The organism is Exiguobacterium sp. s6, assembly GCF_018618155.1.
GTDB lineage: Bacteria > Bacillota > Bacilli > Exiguobacteriales > Exiguobacteriaceae > Exiguobacterium > Exiguobacterium mexicanum_A.
This window is the reverse complement of sequence record NZ_JACSLN010000001.1, coordinates 1,906,070-1,923,255: the sequence shown is the minus strand read 5'-3', so window position 1 is coordinate 1,923,255 and position 17,186 is coordinate 1,906,070. Positions and strand designations below refer to the sequence as shown.

The window sequence follows — 17,186 nt, the reverse complement described above, 5'->3', positions numbered from 1 at the left end:
GTTTCTACTTTTTTCTGTCACAAAAAGTTCTTAAATTATTTCACAAAAATCGAACAGAAGATTATAGTTCCTAAATAAAAATTGTTATAATGTACGGTAGAGATGTGAAAAAGAAGAGACAACCGTCGGTGGATTTTGGATGAGGGGAAGAGGTACATGCATATTGTCGTCGTTGGACTAAATAACAAGACAGCCCCTGTCGCGATTCGGGAGCAGTTCTCGTTTGGGGAGCAAGAAATCGTGGACGCGATGATTGCACTTCGCGAAGAGAAGAGCATATTTGAATCGGTTATTTTGTCGACTTGTAACCGGACGGAGCTATACGTCGTCACAGACCAGCTCCACACCGGACGTTATTATACAAAACGCTTTTTAGCGAACTGGTTTGATTTAGAGATGGACCAATTCACCCCTTATTTATCGATTCGTGAAGGAGAAGAGGCAATTCGCCACTTGTTCCGTGTCACGTCTGGACTCGATTCGATGATCATTGGGGAAACACAGATTTTAGGACAAGTGAAATCAAGCTTCTTCCGCGCCCAAGAGAACGGGACGACGGGAACGGTGTTCAATAAACTGTTCAAAGAGGCCGTGACGCTCGCCAAACGCGCCCATACCGACACACAAATTGGGGAAATGTCGGTATCGGTCAGCTCGGCAGCGGTCACGCTCGCTCAAGGGATGTACAACCGTCTCGATGACAAACAAGTCGTCGTTGTCGGTGCCGGTGAGACGGGCGAGTTGACGACGCTCAACTTGTTCGAGGCCGGTGCGAAACAGATTGCCGTCTTTAACCGGACCGAGAGCAAAGCAAAAGCGGTCGCCGACAAGTTCCAAGGCCGGGCCCACTCGATCCGTGAGATCGCCTGTGGACTGCTCGACGCTGATATTTTGATCAGTTCGACCGGCGCCAAAGAAGCGGTCATCGCCTATGACGATGTCGCCGCCGCACAACTGCTTCGCCGAGAACGTCCACTTTTGTTAATCGACATTGCCGTGCCGCGAGATATCGATCCAGCGGTCCGGGCGCTTCCGGGCGTCCATTTGTTCGATGTGGATGACTTGAACGGGATCGTCAACAAAAACTTGGCGGCCCGTCTCGTCGAAGCGGAAAAGATTGAAATCAAAATCGACGAAGCGATTCAAGAGTTCCAAACGTGGCTCGTCACACTCGGTGTCGTCCCAATCATGAACGAGTTGCGCGCCCGCGCCCTCACTGTTCAAGAAGAGACGATGGAAAGCCTCGAGCGTAAGCTTGACCATCTATCGGACCGGGATAAAAAAGTCATCGGCAAACATATGAAATCGATCATCAACCAGATGCTTCGTGAACCGATTGACTACATCAAAGACGCCGCGGCGCAACCGGATGCGAACACACGCATCAACCAGTTCGTCGAGACGTTCGGCCTGGATGTCGACGTCCCTGACGTCGAGCCGGAAATGGAAGAGACAGAAGCGATGTCAGCGAAAGCACCACTCCGCGCTTTGATGCGCTAATACAAAATCAAAAAAGGCGGCGGATCTCGTCGCCTTTTTCTATGAAGGGGATATGGACTATGCGTAAAATTATCGTCGGCTCACGCCGTTCACAACTTGCGATGACACAAACGAAATGGGTCATCGAGCAATTGAAGAAAGCCGGGGCTCAAAACGAGTTCGAGATCAAGGAAATCGTGACGAAAGGCGACCAAATCGTCGATGTCCAGTTATCGAAAGTCGGCGGCAAAGGGTTGTTCGTCAAAGAGATTCAGCAACAAATGATTGCCGGGGAAATCGATTTCGCCGTCCACAGCATGAAAGACGTGCCGGCCGAGTTGCCGGAAGAGCTCTTTATCAGCTGCATGCCGAAACGCGTTGACGCCCGAGACGTGCTCATTTGCGAGAACGGATATACGCTCGAGACGCTCCCGGAAGGTGCTGTCATCGGGACGAGCTCACTTCGTCGCGGTGCGCAGATGCTCGCCGCCCGCCCGGACTTCGAGATTCAATGGATCCGCGGCAACATCGACACACGTCTCAAAAAACTAGAGACGGAAAACTTCAACGCCATCTTGCTCGCTAAAGCCGGGCTCGAACGCATGGGGTGGACGGATCGCGTCGACTTCGAAGCGCTTGACGCTGACATGATGGTCCCGGCGGTCGGTCAAGGCGTGCTCGCCATCGAAAGCCGGAAAGACGACGCTGAAGTGACGAACGTCTTGCAACTCCTGCATGACGACGTGACGGCGAAAGCGGCGACGGCGGAGCGGACGTTCCTCAAGGCGATCGAAGGAAGTTGCCACGTGCCGGTTGGCGGTTATGCGACGGTTGACGGGGACGACGTGACACTGACAGGCCTCATCGCCTCGGTCGACGGCAAAGAAGTGCTCCGCGTGACGAAGACGTCGTCTGACGCGGTCGCACTCGGGAACGAGGTTGCAGACGATCTTCTCGGACGCGGCGGGCGCGAAATTCTCGCCTCGGTCAATGCGTGACGTCTGGTACACAGGGACAAAACGACTGACCGCTACGCAACGAGCCCGTCTCGCCGCGAGCGGTCTTTCCGTGCATCACGTCCCGCTCATCGAGACGAGATTGACACATCGCGAGATCCCGATTCACACATTCGATTGGCTCATCGTGACGAGCCAGACGGCGGTGCCGGCGCTCCGTGACGTCCCGCGCGACGTCCGGGTCGCGGCCGTCGGGGAAAAGACGAAACAAGCACTCGAGGCCGAGGGCTTCACCGTCTCGCTCATGCCGAAGACGTATACGGGCGAGGCGTTGTTCCATGACCTTGCGACTGTCGTAAAGTCAGACGAGGTCGTCCTGTTCGCCCGGGGCGACTTGGCGAACACGGCGCATATGACGCAACTCGAAAACGTCCACGACTGGGTCGTCTATGAGACGATCGGCCGTGAACTGACAGAGACGGAAGTCGAGGCGCTCGAAGGAATCGAGGCGCTCCTCGTCCTCAGCCCGTCCGCCGTCCGGGCGATCACGCCGTACCTTGAACACTTCCACGGGACGTGGTACGCCATCGGTGAAGTGACCGAGCGCGCCGTCCGGAAAGTGTCGACGTTACCGGTCCGAGTGCCTGAGTGTTATACTATGGATGCATTAATACAGTGTATAGGGGAGGATTTTTCATGAACCAGTTCGACCGTCACCGTCGCCTTCGTTCATCGAAGTCGATGCGTGCACTCGTACGTGAAAACCATGTTCGGAAAGAAGATTTGATTTACCCGCTCTTCATCATCGAAGGGACAGATATTAAACGTGAAGTCAGCTCGATGCCTGGCGTCTTCAACTTCTCGCTCGACCGCCTCGAGGACGAGATCAAGGAGATCGTCGACCTCGGCATTCAATCGGTGCTCTTGTTCGGCGTGCCGGAACATAAAGACCCGGAAGGTACGGAAGCGTATCATGACCACGGCATCGTCCAAGAAGCGATCCGTAAAGTGAAAGAGTGGGCGCCACAGCTCACGGTCATCGCCGACACGTGCCTATGCGAATACACGTCGACGGGCCACTGCGGCATCGTGAAGAACGGTGACGTCGATAACGACGCGTCGCTACCGCTTCACGTCCAGACGGCGATCACGCAAGCGCAAGCGGGCGCTGACATCATCGCGCCGAGCTCGATGATGGATGGCTTCGTCGCCGCGATCCGTGAAGGGCTCGACCAAAACGGATTCAACCATATCCCAATCATGAGTTACGGCGTCAAGTACGCATCGGCGTACTACGGACCGTTCCGTGACGCAGCCCAATCGGCACCTGGTGAAGGCGACCGCAAAGGCTATCAGATGGACCCGGCGAACCGCCGTGAAGCGTTCCGTGAATCACAATCGGACGTCGAGCAAGGCGCCGACTTCATGATCGTCAAACCGGCGCTCGCGTTCATGGACATCATCCGTGACATGCGCGACTCGCTCGATATGCCGATCGTGGCGTATAACGTGAGTGGAGAGTACGCCATGGTCAAAGCGGCTGCTTTGAACGACTGGGTCGATGAGCAACGCATCGTCATGGAGACGATGGTCGGCTTCAAACGGGCCGGTGCGGACCTCATCGTCACGTATTTCGCAAAAGACGTCTGTCGCTATTTGGAAGGAGACTACGCATGACCTACAAACAAACACGCTCAGAAGCGGCGTTCGAACAAGCACGTCCGCTCATGCCGGGCGGGGTGAACAGCCCGGTCCGTGCCTATAAATCAGTCGGCATGACGCCAATCTTCGCTGAACGCGGTGAAGGCTCACGCGTCTACGATATCGATGGCAACGAATATATCGACTACGTCCTCTCATGGGGACCACTCATCCTCGGCCACCGTGACCCGGTCGTCACGAAGGCGATTCAAGAGCAAGCCGAGAAAGGCTGGACGTTCGGGACGCCGACCGAGCTGGAGACGAAAATGGCCGAGCTCGTCATCGAGCGCGTCCCATCGATCGAGATGGTGCGCATGGTCAACTCGGGTACGGAAGCGACGATGGCGGCACTTCGCCTCGCGCGCGGCTACACGGGCAAGACGAAAATCTTGAAGTTCGAAGGCTGCTACCACGGTCACGGCGACTCGCTCCTCATCAAGGCCGGTTCGGGCGTCGCGACGCTCGGTCTCCCGGACTCACCGGGCGTGCCGAAAGACTTGGCGAGCCAGACGCTCACGGTGCCGTACAACGACTTGGATGCCCTTCGCGTCGCCTTCGAGAAGTTTGGTGACGACATCGCTGGGGTCATCGTCGAACCGGCGGCCGGCAACATGGGCTTCGTGCCACCGCAACCTGGATTCCTTGAAGGACTCCGCGAGATCACGGAACAATACGGCGCGCTCCTCATCTTTGACGAGGTCATGACCGGGTTCCGGGTCGGCTACAACTGTGCCCAAGGTTATTTCGGTGTGACGCCGGATTTGACATGTCTCGGGAAAGTCATCGGCGGCGGCCTTCCGGTCGGTGCCTACGGCGGGAAACGCGAGATTATGGAACAAATCGCGCCGCAAGGACCGATTTACCAGGCGGGGACGCTCTCAGGGAACCCGCTCGCGATGATCGCCGGCTACACGACGCTGTCGCAACTCAAGCCTGAGCACTACGCCGAGTTCGAACGCAAAGCGGACCGTCTCGCTGAAGGCTACACGAAAGCGGCCGAGAAGTATAACATCCCGCACGACACGAACCGGGCTGGCTCGATGTTCGGATTCTTCTTCACGAACGAGAAAGTAACGAACTTCGAGAAGGCGAAGACGGCGAACCTCGACTTGTTCCGCGCTTACTATCAGAAGATGGCGGCGCGCGGCGTGTTCTTGCCACCGTCACAGTTCGAAGGATTGTTCCTCTCGACCGTGCACACGGACGAAGATATCGACCAGACGCTCGCAGCGGTCGACGCGACGTTCAAAGAGTTGCAACAAGAGTTTTCACTGTAATCTTGACGGAAACAGCTTCTGTCGCTACAATTGTTTAACAGATACGATTAAAAGCTACGATGAGGAATATTACGCCAACAACATCCTTTTTCAGAGACGCGGCCGCTTGGTGCGAGGCCGCGAAGGATGGGGCGGAAGTCGCCTCGGAGCTGACCTTTTGAACGAAGTAGGAAGGTCCGGTCCATCGACCGTTATTCGATTTTGAGGGCGCCACCTGTTGGCGAACTAAGGTGGTACCGCGGAAGATACGGCTTCTTTCGTCCTTAGCGTTAAGGACGAGAGTAGCCGTTTTTTTGTCCACATTATTAGAGGAGGTTGGGCATATGGCCAACGAGACAAACGAAATCACCATGCCGACGAAGTACGATCCAAGTGCGACGGAAGCGAAATGGTATGACTACTGGTTAGAGAACGACGTATTTAAAGCAGACGAGGATGATTCAAAACAGCCGTACACGATCGTCATCCCGCCACCGAACGTCACGGGGAAACTTCACCTCGGACACGCGTGGGACACGACGCTCCAAGATTTATTGACGCGCCTCAAGCGCATGCAAGGCTATGACGTCCTCTGGCTCCCAGGGATGGACCACGCCGGTATCGCGACACAAGCGAAAGTCGAACAGAAGCTCCGTGAGGACGGCATCATGCGCTATGACCTCGGACGCGAGATGTTCCTCGAGAAGACGTGGGAATGGAAAGACGAGTACGCGGACACGATTCGGGCCCAATGGTCAAAACTTGGTCTCGGTCTCGACTACTCACGTGAGCGTTTCACGCTCGACGAAGGACTTTCGAAAGCGGTCCAAGAAGTATTCGTCCGTCTCTATGAGAAGGGCTTGATTTACCGCGGCGAGTATATCGTCAACTGGGACCCGGCGCAAAAGACGGCCGTCTCGGATATCGAAGTCATCTATCAAGAAGTCGAAGGCGCATTCTACCACATGAAGTACCCGCTCGCTGACGGCTCAGGCCACATCGAGATCGCGACGACACGTCCGGAGACGATGCTCGGCGATACGGCTGTTGCCGTCAACCCGAAAGACGAGCGCTACGCGCACCTCGTCGGCAAGACGATCATGCTTCCGGTCATGAACCGTGAGATCCCGATCGTCGCTGACGACTACGTCGACATGGAGTTCGGTACAGGTTGCGTCAAGATCACACCGGCGCACGACCCGAACGACTTCGAGATCGGGAACCGCCACGAGCTCCCGCGTATCCTCGTCATGGACGAAGGTGGCAAGATGAACGAGAACGCAGGCAAGTACGAAGGGCTCGACCGCTTCGAATGCCGCAAGCAACTCGTGAAAGATTTGGAAGCAGACGGCACGCTCGTCAAAATCGAGCCGCACACGCACTCGGTCGGCCACTCGGAACGTTCAGGCGCGGTCATCGAACCGTATCTTTCGAAACAGTGGTTCGTCGACATGGAGCCGCTCGCGAAAGCAGCGCTCGAAGCACAAGGACATGACGATACGAAAGTCAACTTCGTCCCAGAGCGGTTCGAAGGCACATACCTCCGTTGGATGGAGAACATCCGCGATTGGTGTATCAGCCGCCAACTCTGGTGGGGCCACCGCATCCCGGCTTGGTACCATAACGAGACAGGAGAGATCTATGTAGGGAAAGAAGCACCGGCTGACAGTGAGAACTGGCACCAAGACGAAGACGTGCTCGACACATGGTTCTCGTCAGCGCTCTGGCCGTTCTCGACGATGGGCTGGCCGGACACGGACTCGGCAGACTTCAAACGTTACTTCCCGACGAGCGCGCTCGTCACGGGTTACGACATCATCTTCTTCTGGGTATCGCGCATGATCTTCCAATCGCTCGAGTTCACTGGGAAGCAGCCGTTCAACGACGTGCTCATCCACGGTCTCATCCGCGACTCGGAAGGCCGCAAAATGTCGAAATCGCTCGGAAACGGCGTCGACCCGATGGAAGTCATCGACCAATACGGCGCGGACTCGCTCCGCTGGTTCCTCCTCACAGGATCGACACCAGGGAACGACCTTCGCTTCTATTGGGAGAAAATCGAATCGACATGGAACTTCGCGAACAAGATTTGGAACGCGAGCCGTTTCGCCCTCATGAACATGGACGGCATGAAGTACGAGGATATCGATTTGTCAGGTGAGAAGACGCTCGCTGACAAGTGGATTCTCACGCGCTTGAACGATACGATCGACCAAGTGACGCGTCTCGTCGACAAGTACGAGTTCGGCGAAGCCGGCCGTTACTTGTACAACTTCATTTGGGAAGAGTTCTGTAACTGGTACATCGAGATGGCGAAACTCACGCTCTACGGTGAGGACGAGGCGGCGAAAGCGACGACACGATCAGTGCTCGCCTACACGCTCGACTCGATCATGCGTCTCATGCATCCGTTCATGCCGTTCCTCACAGAGGAGATCTGGCAGCACTTGCCACACGAAGGCGACTCGATCGTCCGTGCGAGCTACCCGACACGCCGCGACGAGCTCCACTTCGCGGACTCAGTACCAGCGTTTGAAGCGGTCATGAACGTCATCCGTTCGGTCCGTAACATCCGTTCGGAAGTGAACGCACCGATGTCGAAACCGATTCAGCTCTTCATCGCGACGAGTGACGACACGACGCAAGGTTACTTGAGCGAAAACGAAGCGACGATCGGCAAGTTCACGAACGCGACCGAGCTCGAAATCGGACGCGGCTTGGCGGCTCCTGACAAGTCGATGTCGGCCATCATGACGGGTGCGGAACTGTTCATCCCGCTCGCCGACCTCATCAACTTCGAAGAAGAGATCGCCCGTCTTGAGAAAGAAGTGGCGAAGTACGAGAAGGAAGTCGAGCGCGTTCAGAAGAAACTCGGCAACCCAGGCTTCACTGGCAAGGCACCGGCTCACGTCATCGACGAAGAGAAGGCGAAAGAGAAAGACTACCTCGACAAGCGTGACGCAGTTCGCGCCCGTTTGGAAGAGTTGCGTAAATAATAAATCAACCTTCTTTGGAGATTATCTCCGAAGAAGGTTTTTTTGTCGTTTGGTGGAATTTAGGAGAGGAGACGATGTAAAGGTGGAGTGACATGAGACGAATCGGAATGATGTTAGGTTTGGCTGTGATGGGATTGAGTGGGTGTGTGGCGGAACGAGCTGAACCGATCGAACCGATGGAATCAAAAATCATGGTTAGCGTGAACAAAGAAGAGATGGATTCATCCGTTTCCGATGTTGAGGAAACGACGGCGAAAGAAGTGTTCGGTTCGATCATCGAGGACGTGCCGAAAGGGACTGTTCGACTACTCGATGCGGTCACGGCCCAATACACGCTTCAATATACGGATGGCACGTCCGAACGACCGTCGAGAGACGGCGTCTTCTATGAAATGGTCATCGATGACCTCGGGCTCATCGCCATCCAGTTACCAAACCGCGACGATGCGTTTGGTGTATTCAACTACTCCCGAAACGAAGAGTGGGCGTTGCATGGCATCCAAAATATTACGATTCCCGAGACGGCCGTAAAAGTCCGTCACGGGTTGGATCTGTCCGAAGAGGAGCTCTTTGTCGCCCACCTCAAGATGGATCAGCTGGAGCGACCGGTGGAGATGTGGACGTTGTATGATGAGACGCAGCGCATCACGATTTTGTCGACTGATGCGTCCAGTGTGGCGGACGGAGAATTGATTGAGCGGCGAGACGTTTCAAATGAGCGGTATCGCTTGGATCAACCGGAAGGGAGAGGCTTGTTTTATCTGAATCAAGGCAAGCTCATCGTTTTGACGGGTGATGTGTCGGAAGAAGTGTTGCTCAAACTCTCTGACTCATTACCGGAGGCGTCGGTGGTGGATTTTCCGCTGAAGCAATCCGAATAAAGTAACGAACCCCCGCCATCAAGAATGATGTTCGGGGGTTCGTTTGCGTCCAATGTGGATGATGCCAAATAGGGCGATGGCAATCAAGATGTGAAAGATGAACGGTTGAGTATGGCCAATGCGGAATAGATGAATCGCATAGACGACATAAAGGATGCTTCCGAATCCTAGTAAGATGGAATAAAGAACCTTCATACGTCCTCTTCCTCCGGTTCTGTCCAAAACGGAAGGCGATCGGTCGTCACGAAGTAAGACGACGTGAGCAGGACACCGATCGCAAGGCCAGTCAATTGCGACTGAATCGGCTGACTTGTCAACGACAGATAAAAACTGTAGACGAGGTATGAAGTTGAACTTACGATGATTGTCATGAGCAAGAGTGTCATTTTCATTTTGTTTCACTCCATTCGAGCTCGTTCAAATGCTTCATGAACTGGACAAGCGAGACACCTAGGAAGAAAGCCGGCATCGTCCAGACCCAATTGCTTAGAAACGGACCTTGCCAGAGATCGAGCGAAATCATGCAGGCAAAGCCTAACGAAATAAGTGAAGCGAGTAATCGCATCATAAAACCTCCCAACGGACTTTGTCTATTCTACGTGGCGAATAGCCAAAAGGTTCCAAAAAAACCATCCCGCGAAAGCGAGACGGTTCATGTGCCACAAAACGTCTGATATGGATACGTCCGTGGCGGTCCAGGTGAGACATAGCGTCCATAGTCGGCTTCGTAATCGTACGGCTTTCGCAATACGTCGAGCAGTGCATGGGTCGGTTTGAAGTCACCGCGTTCGGCTGCCATGAGGGCGGCCTCGACGTGATGGTTGCGCGGGATGACGGCCGGGTTGTGCTGACGCATAAGCCGGGTGACGTCCTCATCAGGGAGACCTTGTTCCCCGAGTCGTTTCCGCCAAGCTGCGAGCCACGCCTTGCCGTCATCTCGATTGGCGAACGCAAGGGAATCTGTATCGCCGAGTGTAAGGGCACGGAACGTGTTCGTGAAGTCGGCCTCGGTTTCCATCATGAGCCGGAGCAATTCGTCCGTCAGTGCGTCGTCTCCGTCTTTTCGCACGTAGAGTCCGATTTTATGGGCGAGCCCAGTGAAATACGCCTCTTTATACGTTTCCGTGTAGTCGTTCAACAGTTTGTTGGCGATATCGACGGCCTTTTCTTGTGTGTCAGCGAGGAGCGGGAGCAACGTCTCGGCGAGGCGGGCCAAGTTCCACGACCCGATATACGGCTGATTCGCATAGGCGTAGCGTCCCTCGCGATCGATGGAGCTGAAGACGGTATTCGGGTGATACGTATCCATGAACGCACACGGTCCGTAGTCGAGTCCTTCACCGCTGATGAACGTGTTGTCCGTGTTCATGACGCCGTGGATGAACCCGACGAGCTGCCAATCCGCGATCAGTTGCGCCTGCCGGGTAATCACGCGGCCGAGGAACTGTTCATAGCGGTCCGGTTGGCCTGCAAGGTCAGGGTCGTGGCGCTGAATCGCATAGTCGGCGAGGGCGATGACGTCATCAATCGATCCGGCCGCGGCGGCGTATTGGAACGTGCCGACACGTAAATGGCTCGCCGCGATGCGCGTCAAGACGGCGCCGTGCTTCGGTCCTTGGCGCATGATCGGCTCACCGGTCGTGACGACGGCGAGCGCCCGGTTCGTCGGGATGCCGAGCGCGTGCATCGCCTCACTGATGAGGAATTCACGCACCATCGGACCGACGGCAGCTCGTCCATCACCGCCACGCGAGTACTCGGTCGGGCCCGAGCCTTTCAATTGAACGTCGACACGCTTTCCGTTCGGGGCGACGTGTTCCCCGAGCACGAGCGCCCGTCCGTCACCGAGCATCGTGAAATGGCCGAATTGGTGGCCGGCATACGCTTGCGAGAACGACGTGTCGGTCTGACGATTCCCGGCGAAGAGTGCGACGTCTTGAGACGTTTCGGCGTCGAGACCGAGCGTTTTGGCGAGTGCTTCGTTCCACAGGACGAGTTCGGGCTTGTCGACCGGATGGACCGGTCCCCGGTCGTAAAAAATGTCACGGAGATCGAGGTAGGTCGCCTCGAAGTTCCAACTGTTGGTCATAGTAATTCCCCCTTCTTCGCCTCGAGTATAGCACAGCCGATTCCTTGCGTAGCGCTTCGTGAATTTTGGTAAGATGAGAGGGAAGTGTGAAAACAGGAGTGATGGAAGATGGAGACGAGACAAGACGTATTGGAATGGCTGAACGGACAGCTGCGGTTCGGGATCAAGCCCGGGCTCGAACGCATCGAGTGGATGTTGAACGCGCTACAAATCGAGGAGTTGCCGTCGATTCACGTGGCAGGGACGAACGGAAAAGGGTCGACGGTCGCTTTCTTGCGGGCGATGGCGCACGCGGAGGGGTTGAACGTCGGGACGTTCATCTCACCGTACATCATCCAGTTCGAGGAGCGGATCATGTTGAACGGGGAGCCGATCAGAGAACACGACCTCGTCCGCATCGCCAACCGGGTCCGTGACTGTGCGAGTGCGTCACCGGAGACGTTGACGGAGTTCGAACTGCTGACGGTCATGGCGTGGCTCTATTTCCATGAACAACAGCCTGACCTTGTCATTTGGGAAGTCGGTCTCGGCGGCCGCCTTGATTCGACGAACGTGTTGACGCGACCGCTCGCGACAATCGTGACGTCGATCGGGCACGACCATCAAGGGATTCTCGGCGACACGCTCGAAGAGATCGCGCTCGAGAAGTTTGGCATCATGAAGCGGGGCGTGCCGATGTTCCACAGTTTGACGGATGAACGGTTGATCGCGTTGCTCAAGCGACAAGGGGAGACGATGGACGCATCGATTCACGACGTCACTCCACTCGTCACATCAATTGAGGACGGGACCGACACGGTCGTCACATATGATGGATTGGATCCAGTGACGCTCGGGTTGACCGGACACCATCAAGCGTATAACGGGGCGTGTGCCGTCGCCGTCGCGCGCCACCTCGGCTGGAAGGCGGAAGCGATTCGAGCGGGGCTCGAGGCGGCACAACACCCGGGTCGCTATGAGCTCATCTCGAGACAGCCCCGCATCGTGCTCGATGGGGCGCATAACCCAGAAGGTATCGCCGCGCTCGTCGAACAAGTGAAGATTGAGCGCGACGTGACCGTCCTCGCGGCCATCCTTGTCGACAAGGACCGGGAAGCGATGATCGCGTCGCTTCAGATGGTGGCGGATGTCTATGAGACGACGTTCGATTTCCCGCGCACCCGGACGAAAGAAAGTCTGATTGCCGACGGGGCCCGTTACGTGGACTGGCAGGGTTGGTTGGCTGCGTGGCTGGAGACACCCAAATCCGAGACGCTCGTCGTGACCGGGTCGCTCTATTTTATTAGCGAAGTGAGAACGTATTTAAAAGAAACATTTACCAATGCTTAAAGAAATCTATGTAAGTTCTTGTAAAGTGGTGTGATAATGAAGCATAACCATCAAATTCGGGGAGGAACTCGCATTGCGTAAGTTTCTGCATATACTCATTATTTTTATCTTACTTGGCTCGGTTGTGCCACCAACCGGGTCTGCCAATACAAATCAACCCCTATTGAACGTGTTGATTTTACGAGATGCTTTTAGCTCCTCAAAAACGCTCACCGTCGATCAATATAAGGCAGCAATCGATACGTACCGTGCCTCATTAAACGTAGACAATGCAAAGTTAAACGTGCAGTTCATGACGATTAAAGAATTTAACGCTTCTCGTTTTCCTATGGTAGGAGCGTATGACGCCGTCATGATCGGTAGCAGTCCGTTGTCTGTCAAATACCAGACGGGAACTATCGGACGGAGCGCGAACCATGACACGACACTTCAATTCAACGATTTGACTGCCCTTAAAGTAGATGAATTGTTCAACTCAATCGTGCGCGTCGGCTTACCGCTCTATATACACGAAGATGCGGCAAATGGAGGTTCCCAATTAAAACGACTCGCTTCATTTGCGACGTACTCGAATGTCTCGGTCTTCCCGAAAGAAGGCGAGAAAAATATCGATCAGCAGATGATTCAACAACTCAATAAATCTACGGGCATCCGTCCTCGATTGACGAGCACGAACCTTACTTACAATCAGCAACCTATCACGAATAACACCATCACTGTTCAACAGGATGTCCGAGCTCCGATTAATTTCGCATACAATTTGGCGATGTCTCCAAGTGCTGCCACGATTGTCGAGCTATACATCGACTTCGATCACAATGACCGGTTCCAGCCTCAAGAAAAAGTGGTTGAGCAAGCTGCCAAGCTTTCGGCAACGATTGACTTTACATTGTCACGTCCGACGTTCAGTGGTCCGAAAAACTGGATGCTTGTGGTGAAAGATACGATTACAGGACGAGCCGACTATAAAAAAGGAAGCTTTGTCTACGTGGATCAACAAGTGCAAGCAAATATTTTACAATTGACGGCAGGGACGAGCACGAATGGACAAATATCTAGAGATTTATCAGATATGCTTGTCGACCCGGCCGGAAACTATGCGTTCAAGCTGACGAACGGAAACACGGACAGTTTCGATAAAGGCGCATATGATGCGACATTAGCGGCAAACGAATATGATATGTTGATCTTCGGCTTTCAAGACTCATACAACGTGTCAGGCAGCATGAGTGAGACCGCGACGAGAAAAGTTAAACGCTTCAGCGAGACTGGCCAAGGAGTCATGTTGACGCACGACACGATTTTCCGCACGAATAGCGCGGATGCGCCGACTTCAGAATGGGAACGGCAGTTTGTCCACCACGATGCCGCATCGAACATTTCTGGGCAACGGACGTATACGAACATGGGGTTCGGTGCACCTGAACGAACGTCGCAGGCCATCAAAGTTCAAGATGGGATTTTCACCAACTATCCGTTCAAGTTAGATGCAGCACCGAAAAGTATCTCAAGTACCCACAATCAATATTTCACGCTCGATTTAAATGATCCTGAAGTGACGCCTTGGTATAACTTGTACTCTACAAGTGGAAACCGCGTCTATGGAGACGCGAATAACCATTATTACACATACACGAAAAACAACTTTACCTATTCAGGAGCAGGGCACACGAACAGCTTCACTCAGCTTGATGAGAAAAAAATCTTTATCAATACGATGTATCGTGCTTTCATCGGGGCAAACCATAAACCTTATAACGTCATTGAATCGATTAGCGATCAAGTGAATGCCTATTCGAAAGAAGACATTAAAACAAAGACGCTCGAAGTGACGGCTGGACGTGATGTACGCATCATGTGGCGTCCAAGCGACTATGACTTCCAAGATCAATCGCTCACTTCGACGTTCACGTACAACGGTAAGACAAGTACGTTTGAAAATTTACGAAACTATGAGGTAAGAGAATTCGTCATACCGGCCGCCGATGTCATCGAAGGGACACCTTTAGTAGTCTCCATCGAGACTACGGACAAGCGAAACGCCAAAGTGACCGATACGTTAACCATCAATGTGAAACAACCGGAATCGGTCTCGGATTTAATTAAAGTGACGCGCTCGATTAATCCGTCGACCATCTCCTTGTATGAGACAGGGACGATCAATTATCAAGTCGAGTATCCTGAGCAATTTGATCGACTGCCGAACCAGTTAGGGGACAAGTTTATTCGCATCAAGTTGGCGACATTCACCGAACAGTTGCCAAAAGAACTTGAAGTCGTGGCCATCCGCGATGCGGCAGGAAACGAGTTGCCCATCTCAAATACTCAAAGAATTGATGTCGCATTCCCGTTAGAGCTCTATTATTTACGAAATGGGTCTGTCAATGTCTTTTTACCAGAGGAGAGCGGGGACCGTCGTCTCACGTTTGACGTCGTCGTCCGAGCTGTTCAACCTTCTGCTTCGATTCTCCAGTTGAAACAAGCCGACAACGCCCTCAAGACGGACATCGATTATTCGAAGAAGCAAGATCATATATTAGATAAACATAACGACTGGGATAAGGAGACGACCATCACCTCAACGTTCCCGGATCTCTTTATCAACATCGGCTCCCCTTTCGCCTATAAGGCGAAGATTCCAGACGTGACACTACAAATCGGAGCAGATCAAGTCGTCAGTCCGGTCATCACGGATGCGAAAGGGAACGTGTTCACGAACCCGAACTGGAAAAACTTGAAATGGGAAGTCGTGGGCAACGACGGCATTGTTCAATTAAGTGGCTTAGGCAATAACGCCGTCATTAAAGGAATCAAAACCGGACAAGCGAAACTACGTTTAACGGTTGAACCAGGAGAAGGAAGACCGGCCATCACAGCTGAATCGACCATCAAAGTCATCAGTCCGCCTGAGCAAATCCAAATCAACGCCCAATCGTTATACGTCGGGCAAAAGGTGACGGTGACTCCAAGCATCTTACCGAGTACGGCTCAATTCGAGACAGTGCGCTATGAGACCGTGTCGGGTGACAGTGTCTCGTTCGTTCAAAAAGGCTCGGCACTAGAAATTAGTGGCCTCAAGCCAGGTGAAACGGTCATTAAAGCGACGGTAGACGCAGGAGACGTGTTCACTAATTTGAACATTCGTATGCCGTCTACGACGTTCACTGTGAGTGTAGTAGCACCTACGTTGACGCAAACGCCGGAACAACTTGATCTATGGGTATGGGATAGCCTTGATGATGAGAAGCGTGTGAACGATACGGCTTCGATTCGCATTCTGTCCAACCCAGAAGTCGGAAAAGAGACGACGTTGATTGGAACGATACCCGCTGCGTTGATGGTTACACCCATCGCGTCTGGTTATACGCTACGCGCCAACCATGGCCATGGGTCAAACGGGAACGTGACATCTATCTCGTTACAGACCGCCTTCGTCGAGACTGCACTTAAAAATGTCGTATCCAATCCTACTGTGATTCGCGTAAACGAGTATCCGAATCAAGTGTTGGCGCAAGACATGACCATCAATATTGGAGAAGGTGCCGCATCGAGAAGTCCGTCACTTCAATTCTGGCCGGTCACGTCGACATGGCGAGATTACCGTTTAGAAGTGTTGGCAGGTGAAGCGTTTGTGAAGGTGAATAGTTCTGGCAAGCAATTGATTCCCGTCAAACCAGGTATCGCAAAAGTGAAAGTATACACGACGCTCCCTAACGGTCGAACGTTCGTCCCTGTTATAGACACGTTCTATGTCCGTGTCATTGAAACATCGGGAGAGAGTAAAGACGATCGGTATTAATCCAAGAAAGTTGGAAGTCAATTGAAACGAAAATGGATGTTATGTGCCATGGTGCTGCTCGTATCACTCGGACTATTCGTTTGGAGCAAAGCGACAGTCGACCTTGCGTCCCTTCAAGGAGAGGACCTGCAAAAAGCCGTCTCGGCAAAACGTGATTTGACTGTGGAAGACGTTCATGAGCTTCAACGACGTGGTGAATGGAAAGCGGTCGAACTCGCAATTGAATCTGAAAAAGTAAAGCCGACACCCGACTTATTTTTAGAAGCCCTTCAACTCGGAACGAGTGAAGTGATTCGCACCTATTTGCAACATGGAGCTGATCCGTTCGCGGAAGTGAACGGAGAACCACTCATGGCGAGAGTGTATGGTGAAAACGCAGATGCAGAAAAATGGAAAGTCGTGAACCAAGAAGTTGACGATGATCGGCTCCTTGTCCTCGCCGCTGATGCGCTCGATATGAACGCCGTCACTTCACTGCTTGATGGTGGTGCAACGATTCCGGTGCAAGCGAAAGAATCAATTTTATATCAACCTGTCCGCCATAATCATGTGCTGCTCATCGAACGGTTGATCGCGAACGGAGCGTTATGGACGTCCGCGCACGAACAGTTGGCTCGTGAGTTCCGTTCCGACGCTGTATTGAAGTGGATGAATCAACATTAAAAAGACCCGCGCTCCAGTGAAGGAGCTCGGGTCTTTG

General features: G+C 53.5%; 14 protein-coding genes and 1 other annotated feature. Of the genes, 10 read left to right on the top strand and 4 right to left on the bottom strand.

Features of this window, described 5'->3' with window-relative positions; genetic code table 11:
• The first annotated feature begins 156 nt into the window (after positions 1–156).
• The 7 genes from hemA (at position 157) to KNP75_RS09895 (ending at position 9,269) form a co-directional block, all read left to right on the top strand.
• Positions 157–1,500, top strand: coding sequence for a glutamyl-tRNA reductase (gene hemA, locus KNP75_RS09925; protein ID WP_034776818.1), 1,344 nt, complete (start codon positions 157–159; stop codon positions 1,498–1,500).
• A 59-nt stretch (positions 1,501–1,559) separates the two neighbouring features.
• Entirely contained in the window at positions 1,560–2,477 is a 918-nt protein-coding gene (gene hemC / locus KNP75_RS09920) for a hydroxymethylbilane synthase (RefSeq protein ID WP_138859762.1), read from the top strand.
• Positions 2,419–3,135, top strand: coding sequence for a uroporphyrinogen-III synthase (locus tag KNP75_RS09915; RefSeq protein ID WP_251128230.1), 717 nt, complete (start codon positions 2,419–2,421; stop codon positions 3,133–3,135). Before hemC ends, KNP75_RS09915 begins: the two co-directional genes overlap by 59 nt.
• Positions 3,132–4,112, top strand: coding sequence for a porphobilinogen synthase (hemB, locus tag KNP75_RS09910; protein WP_138859760.1), 981 nt, complete (start codon positions 3,132–3,134; stop codon positions 4,110–4,112). Before KNP75_RS09915 ends, hemB begins: the two co-directional genes overlap by 4 nt.
• Entirely contained in the window at positions 4,109–5,413 is a 1,305-nt protein-coding gene (gene hemL / locus KNP75_RS09905; protein WP_215190303.1) for a glutamate-1-semialdehyde 2,1-aminomutase, read from the top strand. Before hemB ends, hemL begins: the two co-directional genes overlap by 4 nt.
• Before the next feature lie 47 nt (positions 5,414–5,460).
• Positions 5,461–5,681: a binding site (T-box leader), on the top strand.
• Positions 5,682–5,736: 55 nt separating this feature from the next.
• On the top strand, positions 5,737–8,388 hold the full coding sequence (locus tag KNP75_RS09900) for a valine--tRNA ligase (RefSeq protein ID WP_215190302.1): 2,652 nt from the start codon (positions 5,737–5,739) through the stop codon (positions 8,386–8,388).
• A gap of 92 nt (positions 8,389–8,480) precedes the next feature.
• The gene (locus tag KNP75_RS09895) at positions 8,481–9,269 is read left to right on the top strand and encodes a hypothetical protein (protein WP_215190301.1); all 789 of its coding nucleotides are present in this window, start codon (positions 8,481–8,483) and stop codon (positions 9,267–9,269) included.
• A gap of 18 nt (positions 9,270–9,287) precedes the next feature.
• On the opposite strand, the gene KNP75_RS09890 is transcribed toward KNP75_RS09895, so the two are convergent.
• The 4 genes from KNP75_RS09890 to KNP75_RS09875 all read right to left on the bottom strand — a co-directional run bounded on the left by KNP75_RS09890 (position 9,288) and on the right by KNP75_RS09875 (position 11,358).
• A complete protein-coding gene (locus KNP75_RS09890; RefSeq protein WP_215190300.1) occupies positions 9,288–9,464 on the bottom strand; it encodes a hypothetical protein in 177 nt (58 codons plus the stop codon).
• Positions 9,461–9,661: a hypothetical protein gene (locus tag KNP75_RS09885; protein WP_215190299.1), complete on the bottom strand. Its 201-nt coding sequence runs from the start codon at positions 9,659–9,661 to the stop codon at positions 9,461–9,463. Before KNP75_RS09885 ends, KNP75_RS09890 begins: the two co-directional genes overlap by 4 nt.
• A complete protein-coding gene (locus tag KNP75_RS09880; RefSeq protein ID WP_215190298.1) occupies positions 9,658–9,834 on the bottom strand; it encodes a hypothetical protein in 177 nt (58 codons plus the stop codon). The genes KNP75_RS09885 and KNP75_RS09880 overlap by 4 nt, the downstream gene beginning before the upstream one ends.
• 87 nt (positions 9,835–9,921) lie before the next feature.
• On the bottom strand, positions 9,922–11,358 hold the full coding sequence (locus tag KNP75_RS09875) for a protein adenylyltransferase SelO (RefSeq protein WP_215190297.1): 1,437 nt from the start codon (positions 11,356–11,358) through the stop codon (positions 9,922–9,924).
• Between the two features lie 108 nt (positions 11,359–11,466).
• Here KNP75_RS09875 and KNP75_RS09870 point away from each other — a divergent pair, with 108 nt between their 5' ends.
• The 3 genes from KNP75_RS09870 to KNP75_RS09860 all read left to right on the top strand — a co-directional run bounded on the left by KNP75_RS09870 (position 11,467) and on the right by KNP75_RS09860 (position 17,149).
• Positions 11,467–12,687 (top strand): bifunctional folylpolyglutamate synthase/dihydrofolate synthase, encoded by a 1,221-nt coding sequence (locus KNP75_RS09870; RefSeq protein WP_215190296.1) that lies wholly within the window; start codon positions 11,467–11,469, stop codon positions 12,685–12,687.
• A 73-nt stretch (positions 12,688–12,760) separates the two neighbouring features.
• Positions 12,761–16,486 (top strand): DUF5057 domain-containing protein, encoded by a 3,726-nt coding sequence (locus KNP75_RS09865; protein WP_251128229.1) that lies wholly within the window; start codon positions 12,761–12,763, stop codon positions 16,484–16,486.
• 48 nt (positions 16,487–16,534) lie between these two features.
• The gene (locus KNP75_RS09860; protein ID WP_215190295.1) at positions 16,535–17,149 is read left to right on the top strand and encodes an ankyrin repeat domain-containing protein; all 615 of its coding nucleotides are present in this window, start codon (positions 16,535–16,537) and stop codon (positions 17,147–17,149) included.
• The last annotated feature ends 37 nt before the right edge of the window (positions 17,150–17,186 follow it).